Source organism: Bacillus sp. FJAT-45037 (genome assembly GCF_002797325.1).
Classification (GTDB): domain Bacteria; phylum Bacillota; class Bacilli; order Bacillales; family Bacillaceae_D; genus Alkalihalophilus.
Genome location: NZ_KZ454938.1, coordinates 3,198,299 through 3,220,160, shown reverse-complemented (window position 1 = coordinate 3,220,160; position 21,862 = coordinate 3,198,299). Strand labels below are relative to the sequence as shown.

Here is a 21,862-nt window from a genome sequence, read left to right as displayed (position 1 = left end):
ATCACACATCAGACGAGGACTTGTACCATTTGATTCTAAAGAATGATAAACAAGCCCTAGAACAGTTGTATGATCGATATGAGCGAATACTATTTTCCTTTATTTATCGCTTCACAAACGACAACGGGCTGACCGAAGAAGTGATGCAAGATGTATTTATAAAAATATGGCAAAAAAAAGCTCATTATGATTCTTCAAAAGGTAAATTTTCTTCTTGGCTACTAACGATTGCACGAAATGCCTCTATTGATCAAATAAGAAAAAGAAAACTGACCGAAGTTGAATACGACGTACGAGATAGCAGAGAAGACCCTCATCTCGTCGAAGACATCGTTGAACAGAAAGAAGACCAACAAATAGTTCAGGAAGCTCTCAAAAAGTTACCTAATGACCAAGCAAAAATTGTTCGCCTCTTTTACTTTGAAGGGGAAACACAAAAGACAATATCAGAAAGATGCGGCATCCCTTTAGGTACTGTTAAAGGTAGGATTAGGCTTGCCTTAGGTCACCTTAGAAAACAATTAAGCCGGGGAAATGGAAGAGGCGATATTTATGAATAAACGTGAATGCATACATGTGCTTGATTACTTCAACAACACATTAGATGATCGAGAACGAGAAGAATTTGAAAGTCATTTGTTAGAGTGCATGGATTGCCAAGAGCAACTTGCTGAGCTCTCTTTAATAGATGAGGATATATCAGCAATTGACTCGTCTCTTCAACCACCTAGAGGAATGAAGAAACGTGTTCTTGGGGCTGTTTTCGAGCAAGAAAAGGAAAATCAATCTGCATCTCATAATATAGAAACTTTCAACCCCGTGCCCAAAAAAGATGAGTCACCAAATCGGACGGCGAAGTCACGCAAACCGTTATGGACACTCGTTACAGCGGCAGCTCTTCTTATTTCGGTTGGGACGAATCTTTATACTTCTAATCAGTTATCGAATCTCGAGCAAGAATTTGCCCAAATCGAAGCTGAAAGAGATGAACTTGTTACGATAATTGATCGTACTCAAGACGAGCCTACTCAAAGCACCGAGTCACTCCTTACTTACACATCACTTGTTAATGAAACCGAGACAACGATCGGTGCTGCTTCTATCGTTGAAAACGAACAAGGCCGACAGCTTGTCGTTCAAGTAAGTGATCTCCCAGCATTAACTGACACGAGTGTTTACCAAGTTTGGTTGATTAGAGATGGCACTCCATATCCAACAGGCTCCTTCGTTACTAACCAAACGGGTCAAGGTGCCGTGACATATTCTCTAACAAAAGAAGAAGATTTGGGCGAAGCAATCGCAATCTCCCTTGAAAGCCAGCCTAACAACACAGCACCTGAAGGAGACATTGTAACCATCTCGGATCTTTAAACGTTACAGGCCTGAAGCCGTACAGAACCGTGTACGGCTTTTATAAATTCTTTTCATACTAGTATCATACGAGATGGTTTTCATTAAACACTGTGCGAGCTTCTATTAGTACTTGTCAATACTATTTGTGATACATAGGTCGAACACATTCTTGTATCTAGTTTCCAAAAAAAAGAAGAAGTCATAGTGAAATGACTTCTCGAAATTCTTTTATGAAGTTAGTTCATTTATAGAGTCTGCAACAGTTTGAACTAACAACTCAATATCTTCTATTTCTGTCGACAATGGGGGCGAGAGCGTGAGCACGTTGTTATAACCCGCTACTGTAGCTCCGTTCTTCCCAATAATGACACCTTTTTGCTTACAAGCCCCGATGACTTGATTTACAAGCGTTACATCTATAGGTTCTTTGCTTTTTTTATCTTTTACAAGTTCGATGCCAATCAACATTCCTTTTCCACGTACATCTCCTACATACGGGTTGTTTTGTAATAATGTTTTGAGATCGGCTTTCATTTCAGCCCCTAATGTTTTGGAGCGATCAAATAATTTTTCTTTCTCCATGATTTCTAAGTTCTTAAGTGCGAGGGCACATGATGCCGGACTTCCCCCAAATGTATTGACATGCCTTAAGTACTCATACTCCTCTGTTCCTTTAAACGCTTCATAAATCTCACGTCTTACCGCTGTTGCTGAAAGTGGGAGATATGCACTTGTAATACCCTTCGCCATCGTAACAATATCAGGTTGAACCCCGTAGTTTTGAAACCCGAAAGCTTCTCCCGTACGCCCGAATCCACAAATGACTTCATCGACAATGAGGAGCGCCCCGTGATCTTCACACGCTTGTTTGACCCCCTTCATATAACTCTCAGGAGGAACAAGTACACCCCCACCTGTAATAATTGGCTCCATAATAACAGCTGCCACCGTTTCACTCAATTCCCATGTCATCGCTTGATCAATATCTTGAACAGAAGCTAGGTCACGCGGCGCCATGTCCTCGCTCTCAGGACGGCGATACGAATCTGGTGGGGGCACATGAATGAACCCTGGAGCGAGTGGCTCATATTTGTATTTTCTTTGAGCCTGCCCTGTCGCAGCAAGAGCCCCCATCGAATTGCCATGATATGCGCGGTATCTTGAAATGAACTTATACCGGCTAGACTCCCCTCGCTGCTGGTGATACTGACGCGCGATTTTAAATGCCACTTCGTTTGCTTCAGAACCACTGTTTGAAAAGAAGATGACGTACTCATCACCTAGCATCTCATTAAGCTTTTCACCCAATTTGATAGCAGGTTCATGACTCTGAGTTAAAGGAAAGTAAGCAAGTTGCTTCAACTGTTCGTAAGCAGCCTCTGCCAATTCCTCGCGCCCGTAGCCAACGTTTACACACCATAAGCCCGACATTGCATCGAGGTATTCATTCCCATCGTTATCCGTGATTCTTGCCCCTTTTGCTTTTTTAATAACCATTGTAGCATTAGGACTATATGGCTTCATCGAGTGCCAGATATATTTCTCATCTAGAGACTTCAAATCATGCTTTTGGTTAACCTTCTCCACATCAGGCCCCCCCTTTCTTGAATAATGTATCCTAAAAGTCGAAACGAGAAGTAATCATCTTCTTACGAGTAAAGAAGTTGACTCCATCTTTTCCATTGACATGTAAGTCTCCGTAGAATGAATCCTTCCATCCAGAGAATGGGAAGAACGCCATCGTTGCGGGAACTCCTACATTAATACCAAGCATTCCTGCATCGGCTTCTTCACGGAATTTCCTTACTGCTTGAGCATCTTTTGAGTACAAGGTCGCGCCATTTCCGTAACGAGACTTGCGAATGTATTCCAGACCTCCGTCTAAGTCCTCTGCACGTAATAGGCTTAATACAGGTGCAAAGATTTCTTCTTTAGCAATGGTCATATCAGGAGTCACATGATCAAAGATCGTCGGTCCTAAGAAACATCCTTGTTTGATCTCATCCATTTCTTTTCTTCCATCACGGAGAAGTGACGCTCCTTCTTCTACACCTTTATGAATATAGCCAAGAACTTTTTCACGGTGGGAATCACGGATAATTGGCGTTAACAATACTTCCTCGTCCATCCCACTTCCAATCGTTAATTCATCAGCTTTTTGTTTTAATAGGTTCACAAACTTTTCATTTTCACCGACTATGACGACTGCACTACATGCCATGCAACGTTGACCTGCACTTCCAAATGCCGAACTAATAATATGTTGAGCTGCTTTCTCAAGATCGGCATCAGGCATAACAATATGATGGTTCTTAGCACCAGATAATGCTTGCACACGCTTGCCCTCTGCTGCTGCACGTTGATACACATATTTTGCTACTGGCTGTGACCCAACAAATGAAATGGCTTTGACATCTTTATGATCAAGTAATCCATTTACTACATCATGCGCCCCGTGCACGATATTCAGCACACCAGATGGAGCTCCTGCCTCGGTAAACAACTCAACCAGTTTACTTGCTAGAAGTGGTGTTCTTTCTGATGGTTTTAAGACAAATGTGTTCCCACATGCTATAGCTAACGGGAACATCCAAAGAGGAACCATCATTGGGAAGTTAAATGGTGTAATGCCACCTATTACACCTAAAGGATAACGGAACATTTCTGAATCAATTTCTTCGGCAATACCAGATAATGATTCACCCATCATAAGAGAAGGTGCGCCTGAGGCAAACTCTACACATTCAATACCACGTTGCACTTCTCCATATGCTTCTTTAAACGCTTTTCCGTTCTCTTCAACAATTAATTTTGCTAACTCTTCATGCTGTTCCGTTAAAAGTGCGTGATAGCGGAAGAAGATTCGTGCACGTTTAGGTACTGGAACATTCTTCCACAATTGAAATGCCTCATTTGCCGCCTTAACAGCCTGATCGACATCTTCCCTTGTAGAAATCGGAACTGTCGCAAGGATTTCACCCGTCGCTGGATTTGGCACCTCAAGTGTTTCCGTCCCATTTGAAGCTACCCACTCACCGTTAATATAGTTTTTTAACTCGGTTGATTTTTTTAATACCGCCATGCCTGTCTCCCCCTTAATAATTTTAATTTTCACATAATTAATTCCATATACTCATTATCTGATATAACCCCCTTTGTTGCATTAGACATAATGTAAAATAACCAACCCTATAAATTAAACAAAAGGGGAGCCGAAACTAGATGACCAAAAAACGAAGAAAATAGCATAGAAAAAACACCCTCCATACTGAGAGTGTCCTATGAGCTAAAAGGTTCTCTATCTAATTGTTCATCCATGTTTAAATAGTCTTTAGCTAGAAGCATCAGTTCAAGAGCTAATCGTTTCTCCCCTTGCATAAAGTCTGCTCCTAGTAAATTTTCTAATTTTTCAATTCGATGATATAGCGTTTGACGAACGATAAAGAGTCGCTTAGCCGTTTCTTGTTTAGATCCACTACAAGAAAGATATGCTTTTAGTGTCTCTAACAGATGACCATTGAAACGTTTATCATGGTCAATTACAGGGGCTAGGTAATCTGTAACAATATTATCAAGGTCTGCATGTTCATGGATCACTGATAAAATACGATACAAATGTAAGTCATCATAAAACATACTCATGCCGTTGTCTGAAGCTCGTTTTTTCAATGATAGAGCTTCTCTAGCCGACTGATAGCTTCTAGCGACACCCGTTAACTTCTCCTTGTATTTACCAATACCAAATCGATAAGATTTAATGCTTCTTTTCCCGTTGCCTTCATGTTGGTGCACCTTCTTAAATACTTCTTCTACACGTTCTTTCCAATCCTCACACGAACGCTTATTTCCTAGAATAAAGACAAGATCTGCCCTCACCTCAAGGGTGAACAGGTGAAAACCAAATTGTTCAAATATTGTCCGTATCCACAGCTTTACATAGGTTCGATCTGTATCTATGCCTGGCTTTATTGGTTGAAATTTGCCCACACAAACAACGGCGCCATTTAATTGTAATCCTGGTTCAAGAAACGCTAAATGTTCATGAATCTCTTCTTCATTATGAAGACCGTCTAGCCAATCCATCATCCACTGCGATTCTTCGACATGCTTTCTCTCCTCTATATATAACGTTCGGAGAAGATGTTGAGCTAAAGCCGTTACGGTCCGATCGAGAATCAAATAATCGTAATCATTTAAATTTCGTTCGTTCGAAAGAATACTTACTTCTCCGTATTCACTACCAAGTAGACTTACAGATTGTTTGGCTATCTTGGCTTGTTTTTTTCCCTTGGCTTTCTTAAGTTGGTGTAATAATTCTTCTCGTTTCTCTTTAGAGAGCTCGGGGTAAAAACAACAATTACCATCGGCAAATTGCGCCACAACTTGAACACCTAGATAAAATTGACAGAAGCTTAAAATTTCGTCATAGTCATTCATTTCTAGCAACTTCATATTGAGTTGTTGAGAGTACCGTTCAAGGTCTGCAATCATTTGATATTGTTGATTTATAAGTGTTGCGTGTATGTCTTGTGTAATTTCTACAAAGCGAACTTCTTTTGTGAATAAGATAATTGGAAATTGATGAGCGTTTGCTAATTTGATGACATTTAGAGGTACTCGCGTTGTATTTGTACCCATTTCTAAACAAAGCCCTCCAGCACCACATTCAATGAGTTGCTCGAGGAATTGAAGAAAAAGCTCTTCATCGTCTTTGAAGCCAAGTCCTGTTGTTAAAATCAATTCATCTCCTTTAAGTAGATTTCGAATATGAATAACCTCGACAACATGAATCCATTTCACAAATCTACTTAAGCCTTCTTTACCTGCAATGATGTCAATATGTTCAAAGTGCTTACGCTTTGTAATCTCTTCGATCGATAGATAACCCTTCATAACTTGAACATCACCTCACTGTTGTACTACCTTCTATAACGCACTTTAACATTCCTGCTTTTCGATGGTCATTTTATGGGAGAAAAGCTCCCATAAAAAAAGGCTATCCCTAGTTTATAAACTAGGAACAGCCTACTTATTCATCCCGTTTTTTGATTCTGTTTTAAAAGAACAACCGAGAAGTATTTCCTAGCATCCGCTGTCTTTATGTGGAGACGTTCATAACGCTGCGAGTTCTCCTTGACACCCTCTTGCGGGAGTTCAAACTCTACAAATGCCCCACTCAAATTTTCTGTCACGCCTTTTATCACATACCCTTGCTGAATTAAATAATCAATCTCATCACGTTCAGCAAGAAACTCTTGATAATCAGACATTCTCTCACCTCTCTCTACGCGTTTTGAGCTGTTTTATCGACCTCGACAGGTTCATTGTCATCTGAAATCACCCAATCTCGCCCGACCGTAATACCGAGGTACTTTTCATCACTCGGATCTTCTAACTCAGCTTGTTTATACTTCTCAAACCACCAATATTTTGCAAGCACATAATAAATAGCAGCCCCAACTACGAATCCAACGATAAATGAATATGTCTGGATAAAGTAAGCGGCCCCACCTCCGACAACCCAAGCAATTAAACCTGCCAGATTTAGACCTTTCCAATATTGGTACTGACCATTTTCTCTGTACAAGTCATGAACGTTAACGCGACGTTTACGAATGAAGTAGTAATCCGCAACGAGAATCCCTACAATTGCTGATAAGATCCCTCCAACGATTAATAACGCAGGAATGATAATACCAAACAAGTTCCAAGGTTGAACAAGTAAACCGATCAAACCAGCGACAACCACACCCGTCCAGAAAGGAAGTTTTGGTCCCCCTACATTAGAGAAGATTGTAGCTGCTGGCACTAAGTTTGCCGAGATATTCGTGGACCACTGAGCAAGAACAATCATCAAAAGAAGAACTCCCAGCACAAGGCCACTTGCTGCTTCTTGAAGTGCGAACACAGGATCATAGTTCGATACGGCAATAAACGAAACCGCCCCGATAATCACCATGAATGTTTGAACAATGGGTAAAGCCACAAGACTTCCGAAAATCTGTCCGCGATTTCGTTTAAACCAATTTCGCTCAAGTTTAGGCGCTTTAATAAATCGGGAGATCGACGGCATATCCGCAGCAAGCGTCCCCCAAAAGCCCATATTACTCATTATCACAATTGCAAATGCCGTGACAGCTGCGCCGCCTGTAACAGGACTCTCAATCCAACTCCACACATCACGACCTGCTGCAAGGGCTTGATCGGATAATGTCATATATATCCAAGCAGAAATAATGATAATGATTGGAGCAGCTAGATCTGCAAAGCGTTCCACCGCTTTAATCCCAAGCGCGGTATTAATCACCTGAATCGTTGCAAAGATTAGGAAACAGACAAACCAATTATCATAGCCAAACAGGACAAATAAGATTCCGTTCATCGCTGTTGATCCAAAGTACGTGTTAATCCCAAACCAACAGGAAGCAACAAATCCTCGAATAAGTGACGGGATATGAGTACCAATCGTTCCAAACGGAGCCCTCATATAGACAGGAAATGAGAGACCATGCTCTACCCCAATGTCTCCAGTCAACGTCATACATACACCAATTGCAATCGAGCCTATGATTGTCGCGAGTACAACCATTCCAAGTGGTAAAGACTGAACTCCTTCACCACCAATAGCAAATGCCGCTAACACGACCGCCATCCCTACCCAGATAAACACGAATCCTAACGAACTAATTTTTCGGTCTCCATGATTGATTGGAAGCAAGTCAGGAGACTTTAAATAGCTTGAGTTTTTATTCATCACGAGATCCCCCTCTTAGGCGCTAGCAAACTAGCATTTCTTACCCCTTACGTTTCTATAGAAAGGTTCATGCGTGACTGGCTTCCCTCTCCCCTAACATCTCTCTAATTCGGTTTTTGTTTAGGTGACGGTTGGTGTGAATTCATTATTTTGATAAGGCTTCATTTAATTCTTTCGTTAACTGTTCACCATACTTTGCTCGCTTCACATACGTACCAGAACCTGTTGTTCCTACAAATCGCTTATCACGTATAACGAATTTCCCACGTGAAAGAACAGAAACTGGCTCTCCCGTTACTTTCATTCCTTCAAACGCGTTATAATCGACAGCCATATGATGTGTCTTCGCTGAAATGACTCGTTCTGCATTCGGATCGAACAAGACGAGATCTGCATCGGCTCCGATCGCGATCGTTCCTTTTTGAGGATAAAGACCAAAGAGCTTCGCAATTCTTGTTGATGTAATATCAACAAATTGATTTAGTGAGATTCTTCCTTTTGCCACCCCCTCGGAATAAAGGATGCTGACTCGATCTTCGATAATCGGTCCACCATTAGGAATCTTAGTAAAATCACCTCTTCCTAGTTCTTTTTGTCCTTTAAAGTCAAACGAGCACTGATCCGAACCAAGCGTTTGTAAATCTCCATTTTTTAGAGCGTTCCAGAGAACATCCTGGTGCTTCTTCTCTCTAAGAGGTGGAGACCAAACATATTTTGCTCCTTCAAAATTCGGTTTTTCCAATGCTGTTTGATCGAGAACTAAATATTGTGGACAGGTTTCTCCCCAAACATCAAACCCTTTTCGTCTTGCCTCTGCAATACGATCTACAGCATCTTGACAAGAAACATGGACAACATAAAGCTGTGACCCAGCAAGACCTGTTAATTGACAAGCTCTTCCTGTTGCTTCTCCCTCTACTTCAGGAGGTCTCGTTAATGCATGATAGATCGGGTCGGTTTGTCCTTTTTCCAAAGCTTGCTTTGTTAAATAATCAATGACATCCCCATTTTCTGCATGAACCATGACTAGACCACCGAGTTCTTTTGCTGTTATAAGTGTTCGAAATAATGTCTCATCATCGGCTTGGAATACGTTTTTATAAGCCATAAATACTTTAAATGACGTAATACCTTCCTCATCGATTACTTTTGGCAACTCAGCAAGTACCTCGTCATTAATTTCACCAATCATGAGGTGAAAACTGTAGTCAATGACAGCTTTGTCTTTTGACTTAGCATGCCATTCATCGATTGACGATTGCAGCGGCTCACCTTTTTTTGTTAAACAAAAATCAATAACCGTAGTCGTTCCACCATAAGCTGCGGCAATCGTTCCTGACTCAAAATCATCTTTTGATACGGTCCCGCCAAAGGGCATCTCTAAATGTGTATGAGGGTCGATGCCTCCAGGAAAGATATATCGACCTTTTGCATCAATAACCTCGGCTCCAGCTATATCAAAATTTGAACCAATCCCTGCAATCTTTCCATTTTCAATAAGAAGGTCTGCAACATACGTTTCAGATGCTGTGACGACTGTTCCATTCTTTATAATTTTCTTCACTGTCTCATCCCCCTTGAATCTGCATTATGAATACTTAACACATCCATTACTTCGTTGTTGTAACACTACAAGTTCCTGCCGCTCCAATCGCCGCTTGGCGCTCATTCCACGTCATTGGTGGCAGCTCTGATTTTAATGCGACCATTTCAATCGCCCCATCGACCGGACAAACAATCGAACATAGATTACAGCCTACACAGTCATCTTCACGCACTTTTAAGATGCTGTTGCCCTGCTCGTCTTTTAACATATCTATGCATTGGTGAGACGTATCTTCACAAGCAATATGACACTTATTACAGTTAATACAAATATCGTTATTAATCTCAGCGACCACTTTATGGTTAAGATCGAGATTGCCCCAATCAGAATATTTCGTCACCGATTTCCCTACGATGTCCATTACGGAGTCGATTCCTTTTTCATCAAGGTAATTGTTCAACCCATCAATCATGTCCTCAACAATCCGGAAGCCATGGTGCATCGCTGCCGTGCAGACTTGCACACCCGTTGCGCCCATTAGCATGAACTCAACAGCATTTTCCCAGTTTGACACACCGCCCATCCCAGAGATCGGAACATTCACATGGGGATTTCTTGCACACTCAGCGACCATGTTTAGCGCAATTGGCTTCACTGCAGGCCCACAATACCCTCCGTGTGCACCCTTCCCAGCCACATTCGGTATCGTTTCTCCTGTATGAATATCAACTCCAGCTAGGCTGTTAATCGTATTGATCATACTAACAGCATCAGCTCCACCACGGACGGCAGCTTCCGCTGTTACTGTGATATCTGTAATATTCGGTGTCAATTTCACAATCACTGGCGTCCGAGCTACTTCTTTTGCCCAATAGGTCTGCTTCTCTACTAGTTCTGGCACTTGACCAGATGCTGCTCCCATTCCGCGTTCGGCCATTCCATGGGGGCAACCAAAGTTAAGCTCTAATCCATCCACACCGACATCCTCTACTCGTTTCACAATCTCGTGCCATTTATCTTGTTGGGGCTCTACCATGAGTGAAGCAATGATCACATGATCTGGAAATCGTTTTTTCGTTTCATAGATTTCTTTTAAGTTGACTTCTAGAGGGCGATCTGTGATTAATTCGATATTATTAAACCCTGCTACTTTTTGACCATTGAAACTCACTGCAGCAAATCGCGAAGAGACATTCAGTATTGGATCCCCAAGTGTCTTCCACACCGCGCCTCCCCATCCCGCCTCAAAGGCCCGTTGCACTTGATAGCCTGAATTTGTTGGTGGTGCAGATGCTAACCAAAAAGGGTTGGGTGATTTAATGCCTGCAAAGTCCATTCGTAAGTCTGCCATTCTACTACCTCCTCTAATCTCTATTAAGCCGTCTCTTCTTGTTGCTTACCAAGTAATTGTTGATGTAGAGCATAGGCAGTTTGTTTTCCTTGTTCTGCCGCTGTTACGACCATTGCTTCTCCTTGGCCTTTACCAAAAATCACATCTCCACATGCAAATACTTTCTCATTTGAAGTCGTGAAATCATCCATGTTTACTTTTACAACACCGCCGTCATGCTCTAACCCAAATTGTTCAATTAAATCAATATATCTTGTTTGACCAATCGCTTTAATGACTGCATCGACTTCTAAAACAAACTCAGATCCCTCTACTGCCACAGGGCGTCTGCGTCCATCTTCGCTTGGTTCACCAAGCTCCATCTTGATGCATTCGATCGCCATCACCTTGCCAGACTCATCACCAATGATCCGCTTCGGTGCTGTTAACCAGCGGAATTCTACTCCGTCTTGTTTAGCAAATTCATATTCAAAATCATAAGCCGTCATCTCAGCACTTGTTCTGCGGTAAAGGATTTTTACGTTATCGGCACCAAGTCTAACTGAACACGTCGCTCCATCGACCGCTGTATTGCCCGCACCGATGACGACAATATTTTTCCCGATATATTCCTCTGTTAATTGACCGGACTTTGTCGCCTTTACAAACTCAATCGCATCATGTACGCCTTCTAACTCTTCACCATCTATACCAAGGCTCGGTACGCTAGACATACCAATAGCAAGAACGACTGCATCATAGTTAGCCAGAAGTTCTGACACCGGTACATCTTCGCCGATTCGTGTATTCGTTTTGATTTTGACATCAAGACTCTTCACTTGATCTACTTCCCAGAAGGAGACGCTTTGTGGTAAACGGAACGAAACGATTCCGTACGTATTTAACCCACCCGCTTCTTTTTCTGCTTCATAGATCGTCACATCATAGCCGATAAGAGCGAGCTCTCTAGCAGCCGACAATCCCGCTGGACCACCGCCAACAATAGCTACCGTTTTGCCATTTTTCTTACCTGCTTTAAATAGCACTTGCTCATTCTTCATCGCCCAATCAGTAGCATATCGTTGTAAATCACCAATCATAATTGGTTTTGTTGAATGATTAAGAACACAGGCCCCTTCACATAACTCTTCTGTCGGACAGACACGTGAACAGCTTGCGCCAACTGGATTTGCCGTCATAATTGTTGTGGCCGAACCTTTCATATTCCCAGATGCAATCTTTTTGATGAATCTAGGAATATCAATACTTGTTGGACAAGCGATAATACAGGGTGCGTCATAACAATAAAGACATCGATGTGCTTCTTCGACTGCTTCACTATTTGTTAAACCTGGATGAGCTTCTTGAAATTGTTTTTCTAAATCTTCTACAGTTAGCATAAAACGTTGCTCGCTCAATGAAAGGCCTCCTTTATACTAGTCAACTATGTTCGTAATACATCGATTCATTTTATAAAATAAGGCTTTACATAGTAGTAAACTAGCTATGTAAAACCTTTTTAGCTGTATTATGGAAGAAGAGCCGTCATCTCGTCATATGTTTCTGGTCTACGGTCTCTGTAGAACTGCCATGTATCTCGCACTTCGCGAATTTTCTTTTTGTCCATCTCACCAATAATTACTTCATCCTGATCACGACTCGCCACGGCTACAAATTGTCCTCGTGGGTCGACAAGATAAGATTGTCCATAAAACTCTCCCATGTTCCAAGGCGCTTCCATCCCTACTCGGTTAATCGCCCCTACATAATAGCCATTAGCAACGGCATGGGCAGGCTGTTCTAGTTTCCACAAGTATTCAGATAACCCAGCAACCGTAGCTGACGGATTGAATACCACCTCAGCCCCATTAAGTCCTAGTAATCTAGCACCCTCTGGAAAATGGCGGTCATAACAAATATAGACCCCAACTTTTGCATAAGCAGTATCAAATACTGGGTAACCCATGTTTCCTGGCTTGAAATAGTACTTCTCCCAAAATCCATATCCTTCTTCCCCTACACCAACATGAGGGATATGTTGTTTACGATATTTCCCTAAGTAAGAACCGTCAGCATCAATCACCGCTGCCGTATTATAATACGTTGCAATGCCTTCTCTTTCATAAATAGGAAGGACAATAACAACTTCTAATTCTTTTGCTAAATCTTGAAATAATCTTGTCGTAGGACCATTAGGAATTTCTTCTGCCGCTTCATACCATTTCGTCTTTTGCTCTGAGCAAAAGTAAGGTCCATAGAAGATTTCTTGCAAACAAATGATTTGTGCTCCTTTTGCCTTCGCTTCACGTATGAGTTTAATATGCTTTTCAATCGCTTTCTCTTTGTGAACGGCAACAGGTTCGTCCCCGTGTACATCATTTGAGGCTTGAATAAGTCCAATCTTGACCTGATCTGACATGCAAATTCCCCCTTAAGTATAGTAAAATAACTTACATTCTCATGTTAAAAAGTATAATGAGTGATAAAGATGTTAGAATAGTTTGAATTCAATATCTATTCTACGTGGCTCCTAGGACAAATACATCATACATAATGTTAAAAGCTTCAATGGCTCGGTTTAGCATTATGTAAAAAGCAGGATTGATGCTGTTGTTTTCATCCTACCATCGCTAACAGACCCTTTCCGTAATGATGGAAGGTAACCTCTCATGGTTTTGTTAGAGATAGTCGTCCTACTCTATGATGACTTCAGCAAAACTATGAAATAACCCTTTCTACCTACACGATTTTCGTTCTACAAATCTCCCTTATTTCTACCTTATTTCCCTATAATAGGCTAATGTTCCTCGTGAAACATGTCGTTTATTGGAAAAACCTCTGAATGTATAAATTTTATTAACCCATTTACTTCTTGTCCTAATAAAGCCGACGTCGTTTGACAAATTTCTGAAAATTCATTATTATTTTCTTATACTATACTGAGCAGTTTAATAAACTATACGTATAGTAGATAAAAGTAGAGACATAGGGAGTTCTAAAAAAAGGGGGCTAAGAAATTGAAAAGGTTTTCAGCTTTTGTCAAATCAGCAGCTTTACTATCCATACTAAGTGTTGGTTTAATGGCCTGTAGTAGTGAACCAACTGAAGAACCAACAAGTGAAGGAGAAGCGGAGAGTTCTGGTGGTGATTTAAAAGTAGCCATCGTATCTGATCCTGTTTCCCTCGATCCTCACGGAGCCAATGAGAATGTTTCAAATTCCATTAACTCGACAATTTATGATCGACTTGTTCATATGGAGAAGGATCTCTCGATACAACCAGCTTTAGCTGAGAGTTTTGAACAGATTGATGATACAACTTGGGAAGCAAGTATCCGCCAAGGTGTTACCTTCCATGATGATACAGATTTAAACGCTGAAGTGGTCAAGGCGAACTTAGATCGAATTAGAGATCCCGAAGTCGCATCTCCAATTGCGTTTTTATTTAGAATGATCACAGACGTAACTATCATTGATGACTATACTGTGCATATTGAAACAGAGTTTCCGTTTGCCTCTCTTCCTGCCCATCTCGCTCACCCTGGTGGAAGTATAATCAGCCTTGATGCGATCAATGCTTCGTATGAAGATATGGAGAATGGTGGACAACCATTTACTGTAATTAATGAAGCTCCTGCAGGGACAGGCTACTTTAAATTTTCCGAACAAAGTCCTGGTAGCTCTGTCACGCTTGTGAGAAATGATGACTACTGGCATGAGGAAAAGGCTAAAGTCGATTCTGTTACGTTTTCCGTTATTCCAGAAGGCCTCACAAGAATCGCAGAGTTGGAGACAGGAGGAGTGGACATTACCTTCCCTGTCAATCCAAGTGATGTTAGTCGTGTAGAAGCTGGTGCTGAGACCTCGGTTCAGCAATCTCCGAGTACGCGCATGGTATATTTGGGCTTCAACACAGAAGAAGAACCATTTAACAACCGTGATGTACGACGGGCTCTTCATATGGCTGTAGACAAGCAAGCTCTTCTTGATGGAATTCTCGATGGAACAGGCTCGATTGCCGATGGTCCGATTGCTCCTGATGTTTTTGGCTTCAGTGATAATATTGATTCATTGGAGTATGATCCTGAACAAGCAAAAGAATTACTAGCAGAAGCAGGCTACCCAGATGGGTTCAAGACGACACTTTTAACGGACGATGAACGCGAACGTCAAGATCTTGCTCAAGCTCTTCAATATCAATTAGCAGAAATCGGAGTCGAAATTGAGATCGACACTTATGAATTTGGCACATATATTGAACGTGCTGGTCTAGGTCAATCTGAGTTGTTCCTAGGTAGTTGGGGGACAGTCACACTTGATGGAGATTATGGATTGTATCCAGTTTTCCATTCAGACAACAAAGGTCCTGCCGGAAACCGATCATTTATCGATAATGAAGAAATCGATCGACTGCTTCAAGGAGCACGTGAAGCAACCGATGAACAGGAACGACTTGATCTATATGAAGCAGCTCAAAACGAATTAGCAAATGAATCGCCTTATGCTTACCTCTACTTCCCTGATATTATTTCAGGAGTTCGAGATGATGTTGAAGGCTTCTGGCAATTCCCAAGTTCGACGCTCTTCTTACGCGATGTAGAACTAAACAGATAAAGACAAAAAAACTGCTTTATGAGATGTACTCATAAAGCAGTTTTTTTCATTTAGAGACAACGTCATATTAGACGTCACATGATCCGTCTGAACAATCCTTTGTATCCTTGGATGGTTGGTGTATAACCACCAATTCTTTTTCTTCATTTTTTACTTTTTCTAATACGTCTAAGAAAGTGTCACTTGATTGAGCACCCGATATGGCATACTTTTGGTTAAAAACAAAAAATGGAACGCCACGAACACCTAACTCCATCCCCTCTTGTTGGTCACGCTCAACTACATCAGCATATTGACTCGTCTTGAGCATTGCTAAAACTTCCCCTTCGTCTAACCCGACCTCTACTGCTAGTTCACTTAATGTTTTCTCATTTCCTATGTGTAATGAATCAGTAAAGTAAGCTTTAAGGAGACGTTCTGTCAATTGAAGCCCTCTTCCCTTCTCATACGCAAAATGAGCGAGCCGATGAGCATCCGCTGTATTCGTTCGAATCGATGTATCGAGATGAAAATCCAAACCTTCGCCTTTAGCTTGTAACGAGACTTGATCGCTCATTTCTTTTGCTTTCTCACGAGACATTCCATACTTACTCGCTAACACATCATATAGATGCGTATCATCTTCTTTGTCTACTTCCGGGTCCAATTGGTAACTGCGAAACACCATATTGATTTCCCCTTCATAAGTAAACTGCTCTAATGCCTTCTCTAAGCGGCGTTTTCCTATGTAACAAAATGGACAGACAAAATCAGACCATACATCAATTCTCATACATCACCCTCCGTAGTGAAATTCTTTTCAATCTTTATTCACAGCATACTCTTACATGAGACACTACAACAACTATTTTGCTTGCTTAACTTGCCTGTTCCTCATTGGACATTTCTACTTCTCTTCTGTTCTTCCAAGCCAACCCTGTATAAAGAGTACCCGTTACTAGAAAGGCAAGAAAACCTGGTGATGCATTACTTGGTATTAGAACATAGATGATCATTCCTATTAAAGCTGCCATAATCCCTATTCGATTGTAGAAATACTCGCCACTTGTGATATTCGAAACATCTTGAGTATTAAATTGTTTCCTTTTTATGAAGAGGAACTCACACACAATGACTGCTGATAATGGAATAATAAGTGCACCTAAAAAACTGATGTAAACCTGTGCTTGTTCTACCAAGGCTGGGATCGTACTTAAGAGGATCGCCAAACATCCAAAAACAACCGCACTCCTCACTCGCCCTAATTGGGGTAGACTATTTAACAAACTATACCCTCCTGTGTACGCATTACTTAAATTAATCATAATCATTGACGCGATTGACGCAATGACAATGATTGTTAAAGATATAGTGGAATTTGTTAATTGACTCGCCGTCACATACGGATTCACACTTCCAGCAAGTGCCGCAGTATACGCACCTAAGATTGCTGTCATCAAAAAACCGAGCACGTTTCCGCTGAATAATCCCCAAAAACCATGTCGAACACTTTTGGCATAGCGAGCCATATCCGACGCGGAGCTAACGCCTGAGACATATTGCACAAACGCTAAACTAGCAAAAAAGAACATCACACTAAACGAAGCTCCTGATGGCTCATTAACAATCGTTCCAAATGTACGCCCATTCACTTCATTTGTCATCAAAATCCACAACATAACGACCCCACCGATAAATAGCATAGGCAAAAAATACCGAGTGACCTTTTTAACTGCTTCAAACCCGACTAAGGCGAGGACAGCCATTATCGTTGCAAGGAAGATCGCCAAAGCGAAAAAGGGGATATTTACCGAAAATGTTCTTTCAATCAATTCTTTTACTAAATACGTTCCGCCAATTGTCTGTACAGCAAACCAATACATTGAGGTTACTGTTCGAACGGGTGAAGCGAGATAACGAGCACCTTTGCTCCCTAAAATGGCCCGAATCCCATACTGAGATGGAATTCCATATTTTGAACCCGGTAGCGTTAAATAAGAGACAAACATAAATGCAAGTGCCGCCCCGATTACCGTTGAAAGGACAGCTTGAAGAAAGGTTAACCCACCTTCTAACACAGCTAAAGCCGGCACAAGTACGTTCCCTGCATTCACAGATATAGCCACCTGAATCGCCGCATATTCTTTAGCGGTCGTCGTTTGAAGGTGCTTTGGTACAGATTCCAGACCAAATCGCTCAATCATTGGCTCTCGAATTTCTTTTTCTACACTCATCTCGTTCTCCTTTACTTTCTTCTTAATATATAAAAATCTGAAAACTATGATATTATAATAACTTCATAACAAGTATAATAGATATACACTACAAAAGGAGGAATACTATGTTTATCCGTAATTGTCTAACACCGAAAAATGAATTAACCCTTCTCCATTCAACCATGTCGATTAAACACGCATTAGAAGAAATGAGAGGTTCTCATTATAGCTTACCAGTTATTGAAGCTGATGGCTCTTATGTTGGAATTTTAAGTAAACGTTCCATTTTAGAATACATGGAATCACAAGATGAGTCAGCTACGTTAGCCACCCTCTATAAAGATTCGATTTCTAATTGTATCGACGTCGGAGCGAATGAATATGTAGACTTACGTGAGGGACATTTTGAAGATTGCCTCCCCATCATCGTACGCTATCCTTTTGTCCCTGTATTAGACGGGGAAGAGTTTGTTGGGATCATTAAACGCTCATTAATTGAAGGAACATTAGAAGACTGTTTTGGTATAGGTGTGGATGGGACTCGTCTTTTACTTGGTGTCCACAACCAATCCGGAACTCTACATGAGATCACAAAAGTTATGAACAAATATGATATCAATATCATCTCAGATATCGGATTCGAAGCGGACTCAAATTATCTCCGTCGCATCTTGATCAAAATTGAGCCAACACCATATCTTGATAAGGTGAAGTCTGATCTTGAGAAACGCGGCGTACGTATTCTAGAAATTGAATAGACATTTGCGAGCAGTCTCTTAATACAAAGAGATGCTCGTTTTTATATAAGTTGCTCCTTCTAAACACAATCTAGTTCATCATAACTTCTTGTATACAGGAGTACAGATTTGTCCATAACCCGTGTTATTACCCTTTACTCTCACCAATTGATTTGACTACTTGGCATTAAACTTGCATTATGTATACATAATTAACGTAAGGAAAAGGAGATGAAACGATGAATAAAGATGCACTCTTTGAAAAGGTAGAAGCACATAAAGATCAATGGATTAATATTAGTCGATACATATGGGAAAATCCTGAACTCGGTCATGATGAACACAAAGCCATGGAAGCTTTGACAAACGAGCTTCGACTTCACGAATTTGATGTTGATACGAACATTTGTAATCTTGAAACGGCCTTTATTGCTCGATTTCGCTCGGAGAAACCTGGGCCGACAATTGGGTATTTCGCTGAATACGACGCACTGCCAGAAATCGGACACGCCTGTGGTCATAACTTAATCGGAATGATGAGCACAGGTGCTGCCATCACTTTAAAAGAGGCTGTCCGCGAGTTTGGTGGCGAAGTAATTGTATTTGGAACACCCGCAGAGGAGACCAACGGAGCAAAAGTCACTTTTGCAGAAGAAGGTCTGTTAGATTCTCTTGATGCCGCGCTCATGGCCCATCCTTCTGGTGTACATGAACGAAGTGGTACCTCGATGGCGATGGAAGCTATGCAATTCGACTTTTATGGACAACCTGCTCACGCTGCCGCTAGCCCTGACGAAGGAATTAATGCATTAGAGGGCGTTATTCAAACGTTTAATTTAATCAACGCCCTACGTCAACATGTCCCTGATGATGTTCGAATTCATGGTATCATTACAAATGGAGGCGATGTCGTTAACGTCGTCCCAGCTCGTGCCCAAGCTCAATTTTATGTACGTGCCAATACAAAAGCCGTGTTAGAAGAAACATCCGACAAAGTTAAACGTTGCGTTGAAGCTGCAGCATTAGCGACAGGCTGCGAATATAAAATAACCAACCACGAGCTTGGCTATGACAACATGACGACAAACGAGACCTTATCAGAACTATATTGTCAAAATTTAATCGAACTTGGCATTGCCCCAGAAGAAATTAAAACCGATCGCGACCACGGATCTCTTGATATGGGGAATGTAAGCCAAGTTATTCCAGCTATCCATCCATATATAAAAATGGATGATTGTCCGCACTCTGGTCACACCGTCGGCTTTAGAGACGCATCCGGAGATTCTAGAGGATTCGAGGCAATGATTCTCGGAATAAAAACATTAGCAGCTACAGGGTATGATTTATTAACGAACCCTACACAAATTAAGAACATTCGAGAAGAATTCGAGAAACGTGTAAAAACACCTTGAATAAACGAAGCGAGGCCATCTACATAAGTGGCCTCGCTTATTATTTATTCGGATATTGGACGTGCCCTGCTCAACTACACTCCACCAATCATTCCTGTATCAGGTACAATACCTGCTTGCCCTGGTACCCAGTTCGCGGGGACTCCTTGACCCGTTTCCTTGTGATAAACCAATCCTTGAAGCATATGACCAAATTAATTTTCGAATTATACATTTTCACAGACCCTACAACAAAAAGCCTCTTATCATTAAGAAGCTCTCATTTATATTGATCTACCTTTTCCCAAGTTACACACCTTTCCAAAACAACTGAGAGGATAACACCCATGATAAGTCCATTAGATAGAATTGGTTGAACAAGAATTGGAATATCTGCAAACATCGTTGGAGATAAGGTCATTAAGCTCACCCCAATTAACAATGGTCCTGCCAACCTAAAAATCGTATTAGACGTGAACCGTTCGCCCTTTAAGCTGTTAAATGCGGTTCCAAACAACTGCAAATATGCGACAAATAACACCGCGTTCCCAACAGAAATAGGTAACGCAATAAGGAATGCTGTAACAGGAGGAATAAGTCCAATAACAGATAACAACCCACCCGCGAGTAAGAACGGTACTTTCTTTAGAATTTGTGTACTTTCTAAAAAGCCGATCGAGGATGTAAATGGTGTATACGGTACAAGTCCAAAACCTGATGCGATAATCGAAAATGTCCCTGTCCAGAAGAAAGATCGCCTATAACGACTCGGATCATCTACCTCGTTATAGAGCTCTGCAGCCGTTTGAATCGAAGCAACTGTATTCGTTAAATTCAATAATCCCGCAAAAAATGCTACTGCAATAATCCCATATTCCAAGTTCGGTGTCCCTAGAGGAAACAATGCTACTTGAAACCCTTGTGGCGCCGCGGTCACTCCCTCGCTTGGGAACAACAGTACAAATGCAATCCATCCGACGATAATTCCAATTAAAATCGAGAAGTTGCTTATTGTTTTCGATCCCTTTATTTTCAAGAGGCTAACAAACAAAATTAAGACAATCGAGAGCAGACTCACTCCCACATCAATTCGACCATACTCCGTTATCCCAAGCATCCCTTGGAAAAACACAAAGATTAATTGAAACGTCAGTAAAAATAGATACACACTCATCACCATTGGTGTAAAGATCCGTTGAACATACCGAGTGAGGTTACAGGCGACAAGAATTATTGTCACCATGCCAGCCAACAGAATCCCCGTGGCCAGTCCCCCACCTATTTGAGTGTAAGTCATACCCATAGCTGGGGCCGATAATCCTAAGTTCAACATGACACCCCATAGTAAACCAGAATGCCCTTCCATGAGAGGATAACGATGGCCAAATAACCCTTGGATCAGACATGCAAGCCCTGTGAATACCAATGAACTACTGAGCATTAACTTAACAAGATCAGGTGGAACTACAAAGGCCGCTGCTATAGATAGCGGAACGACAATTGTATTGGCGAAGATAAAAAATAGCCATTGAATGGCTGAAGTAAACGTAAAGACAGACGTCCAATTTTTCATCTGTTCACCGTGACAGCTTGCTGATTGGAAATCACTTTTAACGTCACGACCTCCACAAGCCCCTTAATTCCAGGAAGTTGAGCTTCAAAGAATACCTCTTTTACTTCATCATCGCCATTTTCTTTTAAATGGATATGTAGTTGCGTAACCTGCTTGCTATACGAATGCAATTTTCGTAACTCTTCTATTAACATCTGTTCTGGTGACAAATCATCTTTATATGAATTCTTTTGATTTTTACATTCTTGCAAAATTGACACCTCATTAGGAATTTATTCCATCATATATAGTTTAAATATATCATACGATGACACGCCTAGACTATATACTCATGAACACGAAAGAGATATGTTATACTACATACTAA

At 41.2% G+C, this 21,862-nt stretch carries 18 protein-coding genes and 1 pseudogene; 5 read left to right on the top strand and 14 right to left on the bottom strand.

What is annotated here, in order from left to right; all coding sequences use genetic code 11:
* Positions 1-29 precede the first annotated feature (29 nt).
* Entirely contained in the window at positions 30-560 is a 531-nt protein-coding gene (locus CDZ88_RS16355; RefSeq protein WP_232718685.1) for an RNA polymerase sigma factor, read from the top strand.
* Positions 553-1,371, top strand: a complete 819-nt coding sequence (locus CDZ88_RS16350) for an anti-sigma factor (RefSeq protein ID WP_198507902.1) — start codon at positions 553-555, stop codon at positions 1,369-1,371. The genes CDZ88_RS16355 and CDZ88_RS16350 overlap by 8 nt, the downstream gene beginning before the upstream one ends.
* 210 nt (positions 1,372-1,581) lie before the next feature.
* On the opposite strand, the gene CDZ88_RS16345 is transcribed toward CDZ88_RS16350, so the two are convergent.
* The 9 genes from CDZ88_RS16345 to CDZ88_RS16305 form a co-directional block, all read right to left on the bottom strand.
* Entirely contained in the window at positions 1,582-2,940 is a 1,359-nt protein-coding gene (locus CDZ88_RS16345; protein ID WP_100374515.1) for an aspartate aminotransferase family protein, read from the bottom strand.
* 31 nt (positions 2,941-2,971) lie between these two features.
* A complete protein-coding gene (locus CDZ88_RS16340; protein WP_100374514.1) occupies positions 2,972-4,435 on the bottom strand; it encodes a CoA-acylating methylmalonate-semialdehyde dehydrogenase in 1,464 nt (487 codons plus the stop codon).
* A 197-nt stretch (positions 4,436-4,632) separates the two neighbouring features.
* Positions 4,633-6,246 carry a PucR family transcriptional regulator gene (locus CDZ88_RS16335; RefSeq protein WP_100374513.1) on the bottom strand — a complete coding sequence of 538 codons (1,614 nt, stop codon included), beginning with the start codon at positions 6,244-6,246 and terminating at the stop codon, positions 4,633-4,635.
* A gap of 140 nt (positions 6,247-6,386) precedes the next feature.
* Positions 6,387-6,623, bottom strand: coding sequence for a hypothetical protein (locus tag CDZ88_RS16330; RefSeq protein ID WP_100374512.1), 237 nt, complete (start codon positions 6,621-6,623; stop codon positions 6,387-6,389).
* Between the two features lie 14 nt (positions 6,624-6,637).
* A complete protein-coding gene (locus tag CDZ88_RS16325) occupies positions 6,638-8,107 on the bottom strand; it encodes an NCS1 family transporter (RefSeq protein ID WP_100374511.1) in 1,470 nt (489 codons plus the stop codon).
* A gap of 145 nt (positions 8,108-8,252) precedes the next feature.
* Positions 8,253-9,671, bottom strand: coding sequence for a dihydropyrimidinase (hydA, locus tag CDZ88_RS16320; protein WP_100374510.1), 1,419 nt, complete (start codon positions 9,669-9,671; stop codon positions 8,253-8,255).
* A 46-nt stretch (positions 9,672-9,717) separates the two neighbouring features.
* Positions 9,718-11,004: an NAD-dependent dihydropyrimidine dehydrogenase subunit PreA gene (preA, locus tag CDZ88_RS16315; protein ID WP_100374509.1), complete on the bottom strand. Its 1,287-nt coding sequence runs from the start codon at positions 11,002-11,004 to the stop codon at positions 9,718-9,720.
* 23 nt (positions 11,005-11,027) lie between these two features.
* Complete coding sequence (locus tag CDZ88_RS16310; protein WP_100374738.1) at positions 11,028-12,383, bottom strand: NAD(P)-dependent oxidoreductase; 1,356 nt, start codon at positions 12,381-12,383, stop codon at positions 11,028-11,030.
* A gap of 128 nt (positions 12,384-12,511) precedes the next feature.
* On the bottom strand, positions 12,512-13,402 hold the full coding sequence (locus CDZ88_RS16305; RefSeq protein WP_100374508.1) for a nitrilase-related carbon-nitrogen hydrolase: 891 nt from the start codon (positions 13,400-13,402) through the stop codon (positions 12,512-12,514).
* A 598-nt stretch (positions 13,403-14,000) separates the two neighbouring features.
* Between CDZ88_RS16305 and CDZ88_RS16300 the strand changes: the two genes are divergently transcribed.
* On the top strand, positions 14,001-15,596 hold the full coding sequence (locus CDZ88_RS16300; RefSeq protein WP_100374507.1) for a glutathione ABC transporter substrate-binding protein: 1,596 nt from the start codon (positions 14,001-14,003) through the stop codon (positions 15,594-15,596).
* A gap of 67 nt (positions 15,597-15,663) precedes the next feature.
* On the opposite strand, the gene CDZ88_RS16295 is transcribed toward CDZ88_RS16300, so the two are convergent.
* Together CDZ88_RS16295 and CDZ88_RS16290 are read right to left on the bottom strand one after the other, a co-directional pair.
* Positions 15,664-16,368, bottom strand: a complete 705-nt coding sequence (locus tag CDZ88_RS16295) for a DsbA family oxidoreductase (RefSeq protein WP_100374506.1) — start codon at positions 16,366-16,368, stop codon at positions 15,664-15,666.
* Between the two features lie 85 nt (positions 16,369-16,453).
* Positions 16,454-17,809 carry a purine-cytosine permease family protein gene (locus CDZ88_RS16290; protein ID WP_100374505.1) on the bottom strand — a complete coding sequence of 452 codons (1,356 nt, stop codon included), beginning with the start codon at positions 17,807-17,809 and terminating at the stop codon, positions 16,454-16,456.
* 107 nt (positions 17,810-17,916) lie between these two features.
* On the opposite strand from CDZ88_RS16290, the gene CDZ88_RS16285 reads away from it, so the two are divergent.
* Together CDZ88_RS16285 and CDZ88_RS16280 are read left to right on the top strand one after the other, a co-directional pair.
* Complete coding sequence (locus tag CDZ88_RS16285) at positions 17,917-18,549, top strand: CBS domain-containing protein (protein ID WP_100374504.1); 633 nt, start codon at positions 17,917-17,919, stop codon at positions 18,547-18,549.
* Positions 18,550-18,767: 218 nt separating this feature from the next.
* The gene (locus tag CDZ88_RS16280; RefSeq protein ID WP_100374503.1) at positions 18,768-19,943 is read left to right on the top strand and encodes a M20 family metallopeptidase; all 1,176 of its coding nucleotides are present in this window, start codon (positions 18,768-18,770) and stop codon (positions 19,941-19,943) included.
* 74 nt (positions 19,944-20,017) lie between these two features.
* On the opposite strand, the pseudogene CDZ88_RS17855 reads toward CDZ88_RS16280, so the two are convergent.
* The 3 genes and pseudogenes from CDZ88_RS17855 to CDZ88_RS16270 all read right to left on the bottom strand — a co-directional run.
* Positions 20,018-20,128 (bottom strand): annotated as a pseudogene (locus CDZ88_RS17855) (peroxiredoxin); the annotation flags it as partial.
* A gap of 74 nt (positions 20,129-20,202) precedes the next feature.
* On the bottom strand, positions 20,203-21,495 hold the full coding sequence (locus CDZ88_RS16275) for a uracil/xanthine transporter (protein WP_100374502.1): 1,293 nt from the start codon (positions 21,493-21,495) through the stop codon (positions 20,203-20,205).
* On the bottom strand, positions 21,492-21,746 hold the full coding sequence (locus CDZ88_RS16270; protein ID WP_100374501.1) for a hypothetical protein: 255 nt from the start codon (positions 21,744-21,746) through the stop codon (positions 21,492-21,494). Before CDZ88_RS16270 ends, CDZ88_RS16275 begins: the two co-directional genes overlap by 4 nt.
* Positions 21,747-21,862 lie beyond the last annotated feature (116 nt).

Coding starts and splice junctions, on each gene's coding strand:
- CDZ88_RS16350 (WP_198507902.1), top strand. CDS start 553: ATGAATAAACGTGAATGCATACATGTGCTTGATTACTTCAACAACACA.
- CDZ88_RS16340 (WP_100374514.1), bottom strand. CDS start 4,435: ATGGCGGTATTAAAAAAATCAACCGAGTTAAAAAACTATATTAACGGT.
- CDZ88_RS16335 (WP_100374513.1), bottom strand. CDS start 6,246: ATGAAGGGTTATCTATCGATCGAAGAGATTACAAAGCGTAAGCACTTT.
- CDZ88_RS16330 (WP_100374512.1), bottom strand. CDS start 6,623: ATGTCTGATTATCAAGAGTTTCTTGCTGAACGTGATGAGATTGATTAT.
- CDZ88_RS16325 (WP_100374511.1), bottom strand. CDS start 8,107: ATGAATAAAAACTCAAGCTATTTAAAGTCTCCTGACTTGCTTCCAATC.
- preA (WP_100374509.1), bottom strand. CDS start 11,004: ATGGCAGACTTACGAATGGACTTTGCAGGCATTAAATCACCCAACCCT.
- CDZ88_RS16310 (WP_100374738.1), bottom strand. CDS start 12,383: ATGCTAACTGTAGAAGATTTAGAAAAACAATTTCAAGAAGCTCATCCA.
- CDZ88_RS16305 (WP_100374508.1), bottom strand. CDS start 13,402: ATGTCAGATCAGGTCAAGATTGGACTTATTCAAGCCTCAAATGATGTA.
- CDZ88_RS16295 (WP_100374506.1), bottom strand. CDS start 16,368: ATGAGAATTGATGTATGGTCTGATTTTGTCTGTCCATTTTGTTACATA.
- CDZ88_RS16290 (WP_100374505.1), bottom strand. CDS start 17,809: ATGAGTGTAGAAAAAGAAATTCGAGAGCCAATGATTGAGCGATTTGGT.
- CDZ88_RS16285 (WP_100374504.1), top strand. CDS start 17,917: ATGTTTATCCGTAATTGTCTAACACCGAAAAATGAATTAACCCTTCTC.
- CDZ88_RS16280 (WP_100374503.1), top strand. CDS start 18,768: ATGAATAAAGATGCACTCTTTGAAAAGGTAGAAGCACATAAAGATCAA.
- CDZ88_RS16275 (WP_100374502.1), bottom strand. CDS start 21,495: ATGAAAAATTGGACGTCTGTCTTTACGTTTACTTCAGCCATTCAATGG.